Source organism: Streptomyces racemochromogenes, from assembly GCF_044129415.1.
GTDB lineage: Bacteria > Actinomycetota > Actinomycetes > Streptomycetales > Streptomycetaceae > Streptomyces > Streptomyces racemochromogenes_A.
This window is the reverse complement of the sequence record NZ_JBBDHD010000014.1, coordinates 62,488-77,782: the sequence shown is the minus strand read 5'-3', so window position 1 is coordinate 77,782 and position 15,295 is coordinate 62,488. Positions and strand designations below refer to the sequence as shown.

Sequence of the window (15,295 nt, the reverse complement as noted above, 5' to 3'; positions counted from 1 at the left end):
TCTGGTGACGTCGGATTTCAGAAGTTCAACGGGTTACAGCAATGAGGTTCGGGGCGGCTTCGTCGATGGTGAGCGTGCCGTCGGCGAAGCCGGCGATTACCAGCCGCCTCGCCTCGTCCAGCGCGTCGACTTGGGCCTGCAGCAGCTTCCCGCGCCGTTCCGTCTCCAACAGGAGCGCGTCGAAGCGCTCGATGTCGTCCGGGTCGAGGTCGGGTAGCTGGTAGTCCTCGATGCGACGGGGGCGCACTGCACTCGGGCTGCGCCTGGTCGCACGGGCGGAGCGGAGCAGCGCGGCCAGCACACGCGGCGTCAAAGGCTGCTCACCGTCACCACTGACCCGCAGCACACGCGCCGGAAAGGTGACGACCTTGAAGCCCTCATGGTCAACGTAGAGGCCGAGTTCGGGGGCCACAGTGTAGACGAGGTCGCCAGGCTCAGTCAGTGCCACATAGTCGTACTTCTTGGCCAGTACGAGCCGGTCGATTCGGCGGGCTCCGATCGGGCTGGATCCGGCGATCTCCCCTGGGCCGATCACTACATGGTGGCCCGCACCATCGATGTCCGTCTCATCGACACGGTGGCCCTTGACCTTCGCCACCCGCCGCTGCTTGATCAGCGCTCCCAGGGTCGTAGGCCCAGGCAGGCGGCCCGTGCGTCGCAGGACGCGGCCTCGGTACGGGCCGTGCGCTTCGTCGTACCTTCGCGCTTCCTCGGCAGTGCGCTCCATTCTCGTCTCGGCATCGGCGATCAAGGCGGGACGCTCCCTGACCGTGCGTGCAAGGATCTGGGAGGCGGGCGGCCCAGAGGGCGTGAGCGGGCCACCGAATGCCCGGTCAAGGTCCGCGACACGTGCGATTCGCCCGTAACGGGGGTCGTGCCCGTCCAACGCTCGGAACCCCTCAGCGCGCCACAGCAACACGTCTTCGGTGAGGCGAACTCGTACATGCTCGGTGAGTGCCTCGGAGCTGACGTCCGCGAGCAGGACGTTGCCCTCCGCGGCCGGGACCGGGCCACGGGTGAGGACCCAGACTGCCGGCCGGTAGCCAGGCCTGTAGGGCAGCGCGCCGGCAGGAAGCATGAGAACGGCCTCCACGACGTTGCTCCGGAGCAGGGCCGACCGCAGCTTGGACTCCTCCGTGCCAGGCAGTGCGTCGACAAGGGCGTCGGCGGGGCCGAGCACGACGGCGGTGCACCCAGGACCGAGCGAATCCGCGATCCGCTCCACCTCCGTCAGCACAGTCAGAACGGACCGCTCTTCGCGAGGACGGTACGGAAGCTGGGTGACGACAAGCTGCGGTTCGGCGAGCCCTTCCTCTACCTCTGTGCCGGTCTGCACATCGAGAGCAAGCTCGTCGACGCCGGCCAGAAGGAGACGCCGCCGGACTATACGGGCCAGGCGCTCGTCGGGGTCGGCGGCCAGCACGGTGATGATCTCCGGATCCTCCGCCCCGCGGATGAGGGCGGCCAAGAGATCGCCCGCGCGGGCGTACGGGTCGGCCACGGCGACTCGCGTGCCCCCTTCAAGGCGGGTGCGAAGATCGGCGAGGTGAACCAGGAGCGTCAGGAGTTCGGGCGTCGGCGCATCGGCGGTGAGCAAGGTCGCACCGAGCCTCGATCGAGCGGCAAGCAGCCGCTCGAACGCCCCGCGCTCACTGTAGGCGGCCTCGATCATGTCTTCGGCAAGGTGGACGAGCGGTACGGCTTCCGTGCCGGCAGTCTGAAGCTCGCGCAGGAGGAACTCGTCCTCTGAGTCGATGCGTTCAGCTCGCCGCAAGATCGCGCCCCAGACATCGTCGGGCTCGGGCGCCTCCTCCCCCAGGTCTCCGACCAAGGGCTTCTCGTCGAGATGCCGCAAGGAGATCAGGGCGCCGAGGGTCTCGATGGTGCGCAACGGATCCGAGTGGTCCGCGTAGGCGGCGATGCTGTAGAGGACGAGCTCGGCGCGCAGATGATCGGGATTCACGTTGCCCAAGCCGGTCGCGAGCAGCCAGTCCACGATCTGGTCACCGTCGAATTGAAGCCGTCCTGTCGTTTCGGCCACGGGGGTAGGGAAGTCCGCGTACCGTCGGCGCCAGGTGGAAACGACCGGCCGCTTGACCTGCGCCAGTGCAGCGATCTCGGGCATCGAGAGCAAAGGTGCCGCGGCGACAGTGACGCCTGAAGGGCGACGGAAAGGCACGTTGGCCATGGCGTCCCCCTAGATGACGTACTCGGTGACTTAGTTGCCCGGTGCCGAGTGGCCCGGGAGCTTCCGGCAGTGATTCACACCTTAGACGACATCAACATCGCAGCATCAGCACGAACCCGATAACTGGGGTTATCACAATTTCACTGTACTTACTTTGATCGCGTCGCCACTCTCGGAACACATCGCCTCAGTCGTCAGACAGGGGCGGCAGCGGCCACCACCCCGTGTGGCTGATCGACTCCACGCCGAGAGGGATCCACCGATGACCATCACCATGCCGACCGCCGCCGTCGAGGGCATCCAGCTGACCGTGACCCCGTTCCGCCCGGACGCCGTGATCGGGACCATGGGGCTGCCGACCCTGCTGCAGCTCGTCCCCTCGCCGAAGGCGGAGGAGGACAAGCGCGCCCTGAAGTACGCCTCGGGCACCCTGCGCCGGCACGCAGAGGTGCGCGGGCTGGTTCAGCGGATGCTGAAGGCGACGCAGAAGGGGCGGAACGTCACCTCGTACGCCTCCTACATCGCCACCGGCATCAGCGGCGGCCACGGCGCCGCCTGGTCCACGCCGCCGATCACGCTGTGGCTCGACGGCCACCCGGCCTCGGTCGGCGAGGAGCTGATCGCGGGTACGGGCATCCGCACGATCACGGTGCTGCCCGGCTCCCCCGTCGTCGCCATCGACGGAGAGACGCAGGTCACGGCGTGGCACGAGCTGTACGACAACCCGGAGCGGTTCGGGACGACGTACGAGAAGCTCGGCCAGGTCCGGGTGCCGTTCGAGCTGTACTTCGGGCTTACTGTCGAGGACGCCCGGCAGATCTTCTACGACCGCAACGTCGAGGGCGTGCCTGTGGCTAAAAACCTGGCGATGTCAATGGACCAGCGGGACATCGGCACCCAGATCGCGCACCGGATCTCTGAGACGGTGAAGGTCGAGCACGACGGGAAGATCATCCCGTTCAGCAAGCTGGTGCAGGGCCGCAAGCGCCAGCTGACCAAGACCGACCCGGAGCTTGTGACGCTCTCCGCGTTGCGGGTCTTGGTGATCACGGCGCTGCACGGGCGGAGCGGACTCGGGCTGTCCTCGGCGACGGTCCACGAGGGCGACCTGCCGGAGTGCGTGAGCGCCGAACAGGCCGAGCGCGAGCTCGTCCCGATGCTGTCCCAGGTAATCTCGGCGCTCTTCCCGCACTTCGCGGCGCGCGATGCTGTCTCGGCCCCCGCCGTGCTCGCCGGCCTCGGGATCGCCGCTCACCAGGCGACCAGCTGGGCGAACGGTGGCAGCCGGCTGAGCGTCGAGGAGCTGCTGCGGCTGCTGGAGCCGGTCCGCTTCGAGCGCGAGGCACGCTACTGGGACGGCGTGGCCGCCAGCGCCAACGCGGCCGGTGTCCTGAACTTCGGCGGCGGCGCCAAGGACTCCGGCGGCCGGGTCGCCGACGCGCTGCTCGGGCCCGACACCGACTTCGGGCGCAAGATCCGCGGCTGGTAGCCCGCCCCTCCCTACGGGGCCCGGTGTGGCTACCGGGCCCCGGCCTGCCCAGCACTTCGCCTCTGGAGAACCTGACCATGAGTACTCAGCATCCGCCGCAGCCCTCCCCCGGCAGCTGGGGGGCCTGGGCCCGCTCAGCCGTTCTCCGCCACGAAACCGGCCCGCCGCAAGGCGTGGCTGGCCCACAGCGCAACAGGCATCGTCGCGCTACTGATCGGCACCGCGATCGGGGCGAACGGCAAGGATGCTACGGGGAACCCGCCCACCGCCTCCGAAAACCCTCAGGCGGTCGAGACGACAACCCCGACGACCGAGCCGGAGCCGCCATCCCCCGCACCTGAGACGACCGAGGCCGAGCCTGCACCCAAGCGGCACCGTCGGGGTTTCTTCACCTCAGCCCGCGAGTGTCGAGGCATGCTGCCTGCTGCATCCACCGTTCAGAGCAATGTCGCTGCTTGGGTTCGGCGTCCTGGCTGCGGCATCCCTACCCGCGGCGCTCCTCGCCCTGGCCTCCCGGGCACCCCGATCCGGGGTCAGTGTGATCCAGCCGTCCGGGATCCAGCCTGCGAGGTAGCCCTCGACGAATTGTTCGAGTTCCGGCAGATCAAGGTGCGCCACGTCCCGGATGGCTTGACGCCAAGGCACCCACAGGGCCATCGAACGGACCTGCCCCTCGGCGTGGGCCGTGAACAAGCGCACCTTCCCGCGGCGGCCGTCACCGTGAGATGCGGCGTCCAACCGAGCTACGAGCCCGCCGAACCGCATGACTGATCCAGCGCCGAGGCGACGGATCGCCGCCTTGTAAGACTCTCCCGGCGCACACCGCGTCGTCGGCAGGCTGACGCACTGCGGAGAGCGCCTTCGCACGAGCCCCACTCGGTGACCCTCGTCGAAGCACAGCAGGTAGACCTCACGAGGCGTCGTTGGTGCATACATGGTCACAAGAAAAAGAATGACCGGCCAGCCTCAGTGCGCATTCCGGACAGGCCGAACGGTGGACGGCCGACCGGTTCAGGACTTCGGCGACTGCGGCGGCAGAGCCGCCGGCCCGGGCCAGAGCTGAAACCCGAACGCAGCCTCTAGGCGGGCGAGGGTGCCCAGGTCCGGCATGACCTTGCCATTGAGAACGCGGCTGACCGTCGAGTGGTTGATGCCTGTGACTTCCGCAAGGCTGCGAAGCGTGTATCCCGTAGAGGTCATAGCCCTCTGAAGGTTCCGCGAGAGCGACTGACCGTAGTAGGCGCTCACCGGAGCATCCGGAGCGAGGGCAGCGTGAGGCCAAGCGCCATCCACGACGTAGTCGCGCGGCTGCTTGTCGTTGCTGCTCCGGGGCATGCCGAAATCATCCCACGTACCCATGGGACCGACCCTTCCCTCATCCGGGATCCCGTCAGGGACACTCAGCAAATGTTGCAAGTACGGAACCTCATAGGGTCAGGGGAGGCGTCATAGCGTGATTTCAGGCAACCGCGCGAGGCGCCTTTGGGGAACTCGCAAGGCGGTCACATCCGGACCGCGGCCTCGCTCCAGGGCTCGTCCGAAGCCGGCGGCGACGAGCTCGCGACGTGCGTATCGCACGGATGGGTGGTCGCACGCTCGGCATCGAGGCACCTCCATCCGTGCGCTGCGGTCACACCGGGAGCCGCAGCGCCGAGCGCGCTCGTGCGCTCGCACCAACTGCGCCTGGACACATAAAAGTTTGAGCCTGCACGGCAGGCAAACGACGAAGTGCTTCGAGTGTTGCCGTTCCCCTGCGGCGCAAGCTTCTGATCGCTAGCTTGTGTACGGATCACTCAAGGGGGAGGCGAAGCGTGCGTACGAATCCGGGCGATGCAGTGAACCCCCTTGTCGAGCACCTGCGTCAGGTGGAGGCCATCGAGCAGGACCGGTGGGTCGCGGCCGGCGAAGCGTGCAGCAAGGCTGAGTACAACGTGAGCGAGCTGCGTCAGCGCCTCGCCGACGCAGAGCAGGAGCTCGTCGCCGCAGAGCACAACCGGACGGTGGCCACGGAGCGACTCTCCGCTGTACGCGACACGATCTCCAGCGCAGAGCAGTTCCTTGCGCAGCCGGGAGATGCTGCGGCGACCGAGCCTGAAAGCGAAGACCCGGTCCGCCAAGAGCCTCCGGCAAGCAGTCGGAGCCGCCCAGCGCAGCCGGCCGACTCGGCCGCGCCCACTTTGAAGGCGCTTGTCCTTCAGGCACTGGCCGACGGCGATGCCACGCCGCTCGCCCTGATCATCGACCGCGTCCGTCAATCACGGCCAGACACGAAGGCGAACTCTGTCCGCTCGACCCTCGCCAACATGGGCCCGAGCGACGGAGTAGCAGCCGTGGGACGCGGGCTGTACCAACTCCTACCGCCGGAGGCGCATACGTAGAGGTCTCACCCCTCGCACAGACGAAGAGGCGCCGCCCGGGTGGCTAGACCCGAGGCGGCGCCGATGACACGTCAGCTGAGGGCCCACCATGAGTTTTCGTGCATCAATGCACCATTACGCCCATCTGAGGGTACCCGCCTGGCGTACAACCCACCCCCTCGGCGGGGGCGGCCGATGAGCCGCAGGGCGGCTCGCCATTCCGAAGCCACCCGCATCCTGCCCACTGAGGCCGTGGCCCCTCGACGCCAGCTCGAGCTCGTAGACGTCAGCGCGCGAATCGGGCCCGCAGCGGACGGGGTGCCCATCGGAGCTGTGAGCAAAGCCCTCGGCGTTGCTGAGAGGACGATCGCCGATGCGCATGGGTTCCTGCGGCAGAATGGCCTCTTCGAGGCAGGCTGCCAGACCTTCACCCTCACCCCCGCCGGTCGACGGCTGGCGGAGCTCCGCGCTTTGGACTCCGCCCATGCCCGCCTCTACCTGCGGGAATTGTGGGCGTCCGCCTGGTTCACCACGGCCGCGGTGGGATTGCTGCGGCCCTGCCCCCACGACGCCACCGCCCTTGCCGAACATCTGATCCGTGGCGTGAGCCGCCGGATCGAGCGCGGGCTGCACCTGGTGCACTGGCTCGAGTACGCACTGGTCGTCCGCAAGGGCGAGGACGGTCGAATGACGCTGGTCCGCGAGACGCTCACACCGCCGCCGTCTCTCTCATTCATGGTCACCAGCGAAGCCGTGGCTGGGCTGCCGCGAGAGCGATTCCTCAAGGTGATGGACGCCTACCGCACGATCACCCGAGCGCTGAGCCCGTCGCCACAGCCCGCCGAAACCTCCCCTCGGGACCAGCAGCACGCATAGCGGCCGGACATTCCAGCGCCGGAGACGTCCCCGGCGCCGAGATGCACCACGCCTTCACCCCTTTCGCCCTCGTCATGTTGCCGCGGAGGTCACTCATGCCCAACGTGTTGCATGTAAGGAACATCGCAAATCTTTCGGTCCGCCCCTTGCCCATGTGGCGTGGAGCGGCTTCCCCACCCTGCCCCGCCCATCGGAGGACGCCCATCGTGGGAACAGACCTCTCACTCACACACGGCATCGACAGTGTTCTCCAGGTCTGGCAGCAAATGACCGCACAGAACGAGATGTCGCATCAGACCTATGACAAGTTCGGCCTCCTGCTGCGGCGGTTCGGCCTGTACGCCGGCGTTCGAGGCGCGCTCCTGATCGCCGATGTCGAGCCGGGTCTCGTCGATGACTTCATCAACGCCAAGGGCCACAGCCGACACGGCTACGTGTCTGACGCCGCGGTTGCCACCCGGCTCCTGAGGCGCAGCGTCGTACGCTCGGCCTTCCGCGTCCTGCGCGAGCTCGGACTGAGCGATCAGGATCCGGCCAGGGACATCGTCCTGCCGGCCCGGACCCACGAAGGCGTCCGGGCCCTGACCGAGGACGAGATCGTGGATCTGCGCCACCACGCCTCCTTCACGAGCCGTCCCACTCGGCACGCTGCGGCCGCTGCGCTGGCTCTCGCAGGCGGACACAGCGGCGAGGTCGGCCACATCGTCATCGCAGACCTCGACCTGCCCCACAGGAGGGTGTGGATGCACGGCTCCATCAAGTACGAGCCTCGCTGGTGCCGACTGGATGCCTGGGGCCGACACGTACTGGCCGAGCGAGCCCGTCACGTCACCACAGAGAATCCGGATCCCGCAACCGCCCCGCCTGGCCGTGTCGAGCCGTCCGACCTCGGATGCCGCGCTACAGGCCCGCGCCTGCGTCGCGCTCCGGGACCTTCTGCGCCGGATCGGACTCGGCGGCGAGCCTGACGTCAAGCCGGCCTCGATGACCGCCGCCGCCGCAGTCGCTGCCTTCGAGGCGACCGGCAGGATCGAGGACGCCGCCCGCAGCATCGGCCTCCGCTCACTGGACCGGGCAGCCGCCGTCGTCGGCTACGACTGGCGCTGCGACCCCGCCTACACCGATGGGGTGGCCCCCCGTGCCTGACGACATCTTCGGCGCTCCCTTGCCCGAGGGGAGCCGCTCCAGCCGTAAGCGGCAGCTCTCCGACGCGGACCAGCGCAAGCTCGACCGGCGTCTTCGGGACTGCCTGGACTACCCGTTGCTGTACGAGATGGCCGAGCTGCTTCCCGCCCCCTCGAACGTCGGATGCCCTCGCGAGTACCCGGCGATCGTGTACCTGCTCCTCGTCGCTCTGACACCCGTCGCCGGGTCGAAGCGCGGAGCGGTCGGACTCCTCATCGCCCCGCAGGACTGGCGTAGCGTGCGTGCGCACGTGCGGCGCCACCTGGGGCGTCGGGCGGCCGCAGCACTGCCCCTGAACGGGCCCTCCCGCAATCAGTACCAGGACGCCGTCGACAAGCTGCTGGTCCCGAGCAGTGACGCGCTGGAAGAAGCGTTTCGCACCTACGCAGCACGTCAGGCACTCGAACAGGGCCTGTTTCCCTCAGACGCTCCCAAGATCTGGAGCCGTCCCGAGCGCCGGCAACTCGTGGTCGGCGACGCCACTGTCCCCAAGGCGATCTCGAAGGCGCGCAGTGCGGTGACCGTGGACGAGAGCGGCAGGCGCCGTATTCACCGCGTCGATCCGGCCGCGCGGTTGTACTACGAGAACGGCGAGACGAAGAAGAAGCAGGTCCGCGGCAGCAAGTGGTTCTTCGCGTCAGGGCGGTCCGACGGGTACTGGACCCGCGTCATCCTGTCCTTCGCCCACGTCGCCGGCGGCCAGTACGAGGACGAGGCGGCCGTCGCGGTGCGCCAGTTCCTCATGCTCAAGGACGCCCTGCCCGACTGCATGGGCATTGTGTACGACGGCGCCCTTCGCGGGGTGCACCGTGATGCCATCGCCCGCCGCGGCATGCTGGCGATCAACAAGCAGCACGGTTCCACCAAGCCGGTGTTCTACGAGCACCTCAAGGTCTGCCGGAGTGGGCGCGAACTGTGGTGCAGTGATGGGCGGATCACGGAGAGCGTGCCCCTGGATGACGGCACACGCATTCTCGCGCCCGTCCCCATCGCCAAGTTGGAACGGCGCTTCGGTACCACCAAGAGCCGCTGGTACCACGTCCTGCGCATTCCGTGCCGCCACGGGGACCACACGCACCGCGTCCCCGTGGGTATCACCACCACCCCTGAGGACCGGTCCCTTCGCAATGTAGACACCGGCAAGCCGCTCAGGAGCGACAGCGAACGCGGATTTCATCGCGCGGAGCTGCTCCAGCAGATCCCGCAGTCGACGCTGGCCCACCAGCTCGTCTACCCCTACCGAGCCGACTCCGAGTCCGTCCACTCACAGTTCGACCAGAGCCTGTGGAACCGACGCATGATCGCCTACGGCGTCGAGCGCCAGAAGATCTCGTGCTCGGTTTCTCGCTGGCCCAGAGCGCCACCAGTCACCAGCTGCACAAGGAGCGGCAGAGCGCGATCCTGTCGGCGACCCGTACCGCTTGAACCCGTCTTGGGCGGGCGCTGTCAGTGCACCAGGGACAGTGCCCGTCGCGGTGCGCTCTCGGCCTGCTCACCGCCGCCTTCGACGGTGGTGAGGGTCAGGCCGAAGAGCATCTTGTTCAGCTCGTCCCCGGTCACCCCGATCTCCGCGGCCACCGCGCCAGGGCGTACTCCCTTGGCCCGGAGTCCCTGGAAGACCTTGGTCAGCACCTGCGAGGCTTCCCGCTTCTTCATGCCGTGCGGCTCGTCCTTACGGTAGCCGCGGTTGCTCAGCTCCGTGCAGGCCGACCTGTACTGCCAGTCCGTCAGGAGCCCCAGGTCGTGCATGCGGTAGGTAAGGGCCATGGCCGAGACCTTCCAGATGCTCTTCGCCTGGATGATCTGGTCGACATGGGCACCGGACGGCATGTGTCCCAAGACGCTCGACGCCGGCATCAAGAACGCGCTCGCGAAGTCGTTGGCCTGGCGCTCCGCCCCGGGACCCGAGCATTCCCGGTCGCTGCCGTGCATCACCAGGTGGCCGAGCTCGTGTGCCGCGTCGAAGCGGCCGCGCTCCGCGGACTTCATGGTGTTCAGGAACACGAACGGCGTACCGTTCCGCCACACGGCGAAGGCGTCCACGTCCGCGTACTCGGGCGCAAGCGAGAAGACCCGCACTCCGTGGGCCTCCAGCAGGTGCACCATGTTCGGCGCCGGCGCCACGCCCAGGTCCCAGCGTGCACGGACCATCCCGGCCGCGGTCTCGGGGTCCGGCTTGCCCAGCGAAGGGACGTCCGGGGCGGGAAGGCGGAAGCGCTCGTCGATCCAGTCGTACAGCAGCGCGGCGAGCGTGCCGGCCGAGCGTGCGGCGTCCAACGTCCGAGCCGAGGTCTTGCTCCGTGCCCGCCAGGAGATGCCGTCCGCCGGGAGCTCATCGAGCTCGGGCCCCTCGAAGAAAGACAACGGGAAGTCCAGCGCCTCGGCGATCCGGGCGGTGGTGGTGCGGCGGGGGGCGGTGCGGCCCGTCTCGTAGTTGGACAGGCTCTGCAGCGAGACCCCCGCCAGGTCGGAGAGCTCGGCGAGCGTCATGCCCCGGCGCTTGCGGGCCAGCGTGATGCGGGACGGGGTCACCATGGTGGGAGCTGCCTCAGTGATCGGTGGTGCGTAGTGGGGCGGCGGTCGCCCGTCACCCCACCCTACGGGCCTCAGCGGAAGTCGACCGGGATGTCGATCTCACCAGGTCCATCATCGTCCATGCGTTCGATTCCGTCCATCTCGAGGACGGGTAGCGGGATGCGCTGATCCCACTTCGCGACGAATCCGCGCTTGAACTTGCGCGGAAGCGAGAGCTCGCTGTGGATCCGGACCACGTCGCCCACCCGAACCCGGTAGGAGACCAGGAACCAGGTCTTGAGATCGGACGCTTCGACAGGCGCGAGGCGCACCACGTCAGAGTCCATCCGGGGGGAGAAGAGGGCGAGTTGCATGTCGTTGCTTGCTGCGGCGCGCGCGGTCGCGGCTCCCCGCTTGCGCAGGTTCTTCGGGTGCAGGCGGGCGTTCCCCGTGGCCGCGTCACCGATCATCACGCCTATCGCAAGCGACTTCTCGGGGTTGTAGACCAGCTCGAGGTGGTCGTGCAGCAGCCGCTTCCACCTCGCGTTGCGGATGTGCTCCTCACGTATCGCCCGTACGTGCTCCTGGTAGGCGCGGGTGCCGGCCGTGTTCGCCGGGTGGTTGGGGGTGGCCGTCCGCCTCGCCGCCTCGCCGGCGTACAGCGCGGGCTGGAGGTAGTCGACCTTTGTGCCGAGCTCGGCTAACCGCGCGTGGACATCGCCCGGTTCAGGTGCGGGCGTAACGAGGGACAGTGCCATGGAACCTCCGCTGCCGACAGCAATCTTATAAGGATCATACCGCGAACGTGGCGCAGAAATTATAAGAAACATCCGAAGGCTCGACCTCAAGCCCCCGCCACCGCCCGCGACCCAGGCACCCTCGGGACGGAACGGACATCGCGGCCACCGCGCCGCCCCGTCAGTCAGCAGCGCCACCACAGGCGGCAGCCGCGTTTCCGCAGATCAGGAGACCTGCAAGACAACCTCCTGGCCAGGAAGCGTTATGGGGGCGCACCCGCGGACCTCGATCCGCTAGGCTGTCTGCGGTCAGTCGGCTACCAGGCCGTTGCTCGGGAAAGTGTCCGCTCGGACTCCGCCCCGACTACGCCCGGGCGTCAGCTGACCTGGAGGTTTGCCGTGCCGGCCGATGATCCCCCACTGGGGTTTTCGGCAGGGTTTTCAGCAAGCCCCCGCCTTCGTAGCTCAGGGGATAGAGCACCGCTCTCCTAAAGCGGGTGTCGCAGGTTCGAATCCTGCCGGGGGCACCAGCTCAGAGGGGGACCACTTCCCGAATTCGGGAAGTGGTCCCCCTCTGACATCTATGCCTGACATCAACGGCGTCGGTCAGGGACGGCCGGGCCGCCTCTTGAGCAGCCGGTCCATGTGGCTGATGGCCTCGCGCTGCGTGTCCTGGACGACGTGCGTGTAGACGTTCATGGTGACGCTGATCTGGCTGTGCCCGAGGATCTCCATCACGACGCGGGGCGCGACGCCGGCAGCCGTGAGGAGCGTCGCGGTGCCGTGCCGGGCGTCGTGGAGCCGGATCACTCGCAGGCCGGCGGTCTGGGCGATCCGGGTGAAGGAGCGGTAGACGTTCCGCGGCTCGACCGGGCGACCGTTCCGGGTGACGAAGACGTGGCCCGAGTCCTGCCAACTCTCCCCCGCCTTGGCCCGGATCTCTGCCTGCCGCATGCGGTGCCAGCGGAGCGGGGCGACGCACAGCGCGGGAAGCGGCACGACCCGTCGGCGTCGGCTCTTCGGATCGCCGTCGTACAGGACGCCGCGCCGGCGCTGGGTCTGGTTGCGGACGTGGAGCACCCTCTTGTCGAGGTCGAGGTCCGACCATCGGAGCCCGACGATCTCACCCCGACGAAGTCCCATGGCAATGGCGAGGACGAAGGCCGCGTAGAGCGGGTCCCGGCGGGAGGCGGCGAGGAAGTCGAGCGTCTCGTCCAGGGACCACGGGGACAACTCTCGCGCAGCCGCCCTGGGCGGCTCGACCAGCTTGGCCACGTTCCGTGTGATCAGCTCCTCCCGGCAGGCGGCCGTCAACGCGGAGCGCAGCACCCGATGGGACTCCTTCGCCGTAGCGGCCGTGGTCCGCGCCTCCAGCCGCTTGAGGAAGCTCCGAACGTCCGTCACGCCCAGGGATTCGAGCCGCTTCGATCCGATCATGGGAGCCAGGTAGAGACGGACGTGCGACTCGTACTTCTCGTAGGTGGCGGGAGTCCGCCGGGGCGGCTGGATGTACTGGTCCAGCCAGTACGGCAGCCACTCGGAGAGCTTGGCCGACCGGGTGGGCACCGGCACGCCCTGGTCCACCTTGGCGAGCAGATCCCGACGCTTCACGTCGCACTCGGCCCAGGTCTTGCCGTAGGCGAACTTCCGGGCCCGGGTCCCGTCGGGCTGGAGGACGTACACGGCGGCCTGGTAACGGCCGTCCTTGCGCTGGGTGATCGTTCCGGCGCCGTTGGGGTTGCGCTTGCGCGGGGCGGCCATCAGACGGCCTCCTCGATCTCGTGGTCGATGAACTTCCGGACGGATTCGGCGGGGATGCGGCGCGCGCGGCCGATGGTGATGGATACGAGCCGCCGGGAGCGGATGAGGTCGTAGACGGTCGAGCGGCCGAGCTTGAGCCGCCCCATGACCTCGGGCACGGTCAGCAGTTCCGGGGCGGCGGTGGTCATGGGGCGGCTCCTTCCAGGGCGAGTTGGTCGGGGAGTGCTTCGCGGGCGGTCTGGCGGTTGAGCTGGATGCCGCGCGCGATGGTGGCGGCGAGGACGGCTTCGCCGGGGGTATGGCCGTGGCCGGCGTACTGCCAGGAGGCCAGGACGAGGACGGTGTCCGGCTCGATGTCGTCGAGGCCCCGGGCTTGGCGTTCCTGGGCGGCGCGGTAGTCGGCGCGGGTCTGGCGGAGGGCGCCGAGGGTGGTCGAGTACCGCCTCGACTTCGTGGAGAAGTGGCCCCGGAAGCCGAGCATGTGGGCCCAGGCCGCCAGACGGCGGTCCGGGTACAGCGGGTCCAGGTCGAGGCAGGCTTCGACCAGGCGGGCGGTGTGCGCCGGGACGTCGAGGAGGACGAGTGCCTCGCGGTTGCCGATGCGGCGGTCGAGGGTGCCGGTGTTCTCGGCGGCCTTGGTCGCGTACTTGGCGATGTACGAGGCCACGGCCTGTTCGGTGATGTCGGAGCCGTCGCCGAAGGCCTTGATGGTGCGGACGTCGAGCTGGGCGCCCCACCGGAAGGTGCGGGCTGGCTGGTCGCCCGCCGCCGGGACGGTGACCGACGTGTAGGCATGGGCCACCGCGGCCCTGATCGAGCGGTCGAGAAGTTCGGTGGTGGCCCAGGAGGGCGGTGGGCTGCCGGGCCCGTCGGGTCCGTCGAGGCGGATCACGGCGTGGAAGTGGACGGCCCCGCGCTTCTGGAACTCGGCGACCTTGCCGTAGGAGATACGGGCCACTTCCGTCAGCTCCCGCTGAGTGAGCCCGGCGTGGGCGGCGATCTCGCGGCGGAGCCGGGTGGTGAAGCGCTGCCAGAGCTGGCCGGCGTGGTTGTTGAAGAGGACGGCGGCGGCGTAGTCGTACGTGGTCGGGTCGAGGGCGGTGCCCAGTTCGGCGGCGTCCTCCTGGTGGTGCGTGCCGCAGCGGCAGGGCCGGCCGGCGGGGCGGTTGTGGACCGGGCCGAAGGAGGGGGCGGTGAGGGTGGCGAAGACGCGGGGGTGTTCGCGGACGGTGGCCGGGATCTCGCGGCGGTCGTCTCCGGCGAGGCCGGCCCGGATGAGGTGGTAGGTGTCGCCGGAGTACGTCCAGGCGCAGGCAGGGCAGCGGGACGCGCGCCGGTTGCCGCAGGCGATCCGGAGGCGGGCGCCGGGTTCGTCGGCGGTGGTGTAGCGGTGCAGCACCTCGCCCGAAGCCTTGTCCTTGGCCACGGTCCAGCCGGTGATGTGGATCGGGTCGGAGCAGCCGCCCGTACGGCGGACCTGGTCTTCCCAGCGGGTGTATCCGGGGGCGCAGGCCACCTTCAGCACGTCGTCGAGGAGACGGGGGTCCAGGCCGGTGACGGACGCGGGGGCGGTCACGGCGTCACCGACCGGCGGGGGTGGGTCATGAAGGGCGTTCCTTTCAGGGCGGGCCCGGGACGACAGCGGCGGAGAGCGCGACTGCCGCCCGGACTGCGTTCGGTCAGCGGCCCTTGAACTCCTGGCGCAGGGCCCGGACGAGGAAGAGCAGGACGACGCTGCTGACGGACAGAGCGACCGCGGTGACCGCGACGGCCAAGAGCAGTGAGACGGCGACCGAGGCCAGCGCGAGAACGCCTGCGACTCCGCCCGCGGCGAGGGCCAGCAGGGTTCCGGGCGACTGCCGGCCCAGACCGGCGAGGGCGGACGGCGCGGTGGTGGGCGCCGGAGCCGGGGCGGAGTGCTCGACGGGCGCCGGGGTCGGGGCCGGGCGGATCGTCGCCGGGGTGTAGGTGTCGGGGCGCGGGTACTGGGGCTTGAACACGGGCGTACTCCTTCCGGGACGGGTTACTTGTTGATCGCGGTGTCGATGGCCGGGGCGAGGAAGCTGTCCGCCAGGAGGAATCCGCCGAGGAGGATCACGGCGACGAGCCACAGCGGCGGGCGGACGAGCCTGTAGCCGAGGACCCCGACGACGATCAGGGCGAGCCAGAGCGGGACGTCCATGGGTTG

14 protein-coding genes and 1 tRNA gene are annotated in these 15,295 nt (G+C 68.8%); 5 read left to right on the top strand and 10 right to left on the bottom strand.

Annotation, left to right across the window (positions count from 1 at the left end; all coding sequences use genetic code 11):
• Positions 1 to 25 precede the first annotated feature (25 nt).
• The gene (locus WDV06_RS08275) at positions 26 to 2,125 is read right to left on the bottom strand and encodes a hypothetical protein (RefSeq protein ID WP_395508979.1); all 2,100 of its coding nucleotides are present in this window, start codon (positions 2,123 to 2,125) and stop codon (positions 26 to 28) included.
• 325 nt (positions 2,126 to 2,450) lie between these two features.
• On the opposite strand from WDV06_RS08275, the gene WDV06_RS08270 reads away from it, so the two are divergent.
• Positions 2,451 to 3,677, top strand: coding sequence for a DNA sulfur modification protein DndB (locus tag WDV06_RS08270; RefSeq protein ID WP_395508978.1), 1,227 nt, complete (start codon positions 2,451 to 2,453; stop codon positions 3,675 to 3,677).
• 1,011 nt (positions 3,678 to 4,688) lie between these two features.
• On the opposite strand, the gene WDV06_RS08265 is transcribed toward WDV06_RS08270, so the two are convergent.
• The gene (locus WDV06_RS08265) at positions 4,689 to 5,012 is read right to left on the bottom strand and encodes a helix-turn-helix domain-containing protein (protein ID WP_395508996.1); all 324 of its coding nucleotides are present in this window, start codon (positions 5,010 to 5,012) and stop codon (positions 4,689 to 4,691) included.
• A gap of 476 nt (positions 5,013 to 5,488) precedes the next feature.
• Between WDV06_RS08265 and WDV06_RS08260 the strand changes: the two genes are divergently transcribed.
• The gene (locus WDV06_RS08260) at positions 5,489 to 6,055 is read left to right on the top strand and encodes a hypothetical protein (RefSeq protein WP_395508977.1); all 567 of its coding nucleotides are present in this window, start codon (positions 5,489 to 5,491) and stop codon (positions 6,053 to 6,055) included.
• Between the two features lie 312 nt (positions 6,056 to 6,367).
• Entirely contained in the window at positions 6,368 to 6,910 is a 543-nt protein-coding gene (locus tag WDV06_RS08255; RefSeq protein WP_395508976.1) for a hypothetical protein, read from the top strand.
• A 221-nt stretch (positions 6,911 to 7,131) separates the two neighbouring features.
• Here the strand turns inward: WDV06_RS08255 and WDV06_RS08250 are convergent, their stop codons facing one another.
• Entirely contained in the window at positions 7,132 to 7,524 is a 393-nt protein-coding gene (locus tag WDV06_RS08250) for a hypothetical protein (protein WP_395508975.1), read from the bottom strand.
• Positions 7,525 to 7,780: 256 nt separating this feature from the next.
• On the opposite strand from WDV06_RS08250, the gene WDV06_RS08245 reads away from it, so the two are divergent.
• The gene (locus WDV06_RS08245; RefSeq protein ID WP_395508974.1) at positions 7,781 to 8,056 is read left to right on the top strand and encodes a hypothetical protein; all 276 of its coding nucleotides are present in this window, start codon (positions 7,781 to 7,783) and stop codon (positions 8,054 to 8,056) included.
• Between the two features lie 1,485 nt (positions 8,057 to 9,541).
• Here the strand turns inward: WDV06_RS08245 and WDV06_RS08240 are convergent.
• Entirely contained in the window at positions 9,542 to 10,630 is a 1,089-nt protein-coding gene (locus WDV06_RS08240) for a helix-turn-helix domain-containing protein (protein WP_395508973.1), read from the bottom strand.
• Between the two features lie 71 nt (positions 10,631 to 10,701).
• Positions 10,702 to 11,367: a hypothetical protein gene (locus tag WDV06_RS08235; protein ID WP_395508972.1), complete on the bottom strand. Its 666-nt coding sequence runs from the start codon at positions 11,365 to 11,367 to the stop codon at positions 10,702 to 10,704.
• 433 nt (positions 11,368 to 11,800) lie between these two features.
• Here WDV06_RS08235 and WDV06_RS08230 point away from each other — a divergent pair.
• Positions 11,801 to 11,876: transfer RNA gene (locus WDV06_RS08230), tRNA-Arg, on the top strand.
• Positions 11,877 to 11,952: 76 nt separating this feature from the next.
• On the opposite strand, the gene WDV06_RS08225 is transcribed toward WDV06_RS08230, so the two are convergent.
• The 5 genes from WDV06_RS08225 to WDV06_RS08205 all read right to left on the bottom strand — a co-directional run bounded on the left by WDV06_RS08225 (position 11,953) and on the right by WDV06_RS08205 (position 15,289).
• On the bottom strand, positions 11,953 to 13,107 hold the full coding sequence (locus tag WDV06_RS08225) for a tyrosine-type recombinase/integrase (protein ID WP_395508971.1): 1,155 nt from the start codon (positions 13,105 to 13,107) through the stop codon (positions 11,953 to 11,955).
• Entirely contained in the window at positions 13,107 to 13,295 is a 189-nt protein-coding gene (locus WDV06_RS08220; protein ID WP_395508970.1) for a helix-turn-helix domain-containing protein, read from the bottom strand. The genes WDV06_RS08225 and WDV06_RS08220 overlap by 1 nt, the downstream gene beginning before the upstream one ends.
• Positions 13,292 to 14,683: a replication initiator protein RepSA gene (gene repSA / locus WDV06_RS08215; protein ID WP_395508969.1), complete on the bottom strand. Its 1,392-nt coding sequence runs from the start codon at positions 14,681 to 14,683 to the stop codon at positions 13,292 to 13,294. The genes WDV06_RS08220 and repSA overlap by 4 nt, the downstream gene beginning before the upstream one ends.
• Before the next feature lie 103 nt (positions 14,684 to 14,786).
• The gene (locus WDV06_RS08210) at positions 14,787 to 15,107 is read right to left on the bottom strand and encodes a SpdD protein (RefSeq protein WP_395508968.1); all 321 of its coding nucleotides are present in this window, start codon (positions 15,105 to 15,107) and stop codon (positions 14,787 to 14,789) included.
• Between the two features lie 23 nt (positions 15,108 to 15,130).
• Positions 15,131 to 15,289, bottom strand: a complete 159-nt coding sequence (locus tag WDV06_RS08205; RefSeq protein ID WP_395508967.1) for a hypothetical protein — start codon at positions 15,287 to 15,289, stop codon at positions 15,131 to 15,133.
• Positions 15,290 to 15,295 lie beyond the last annotated feature (6 nt).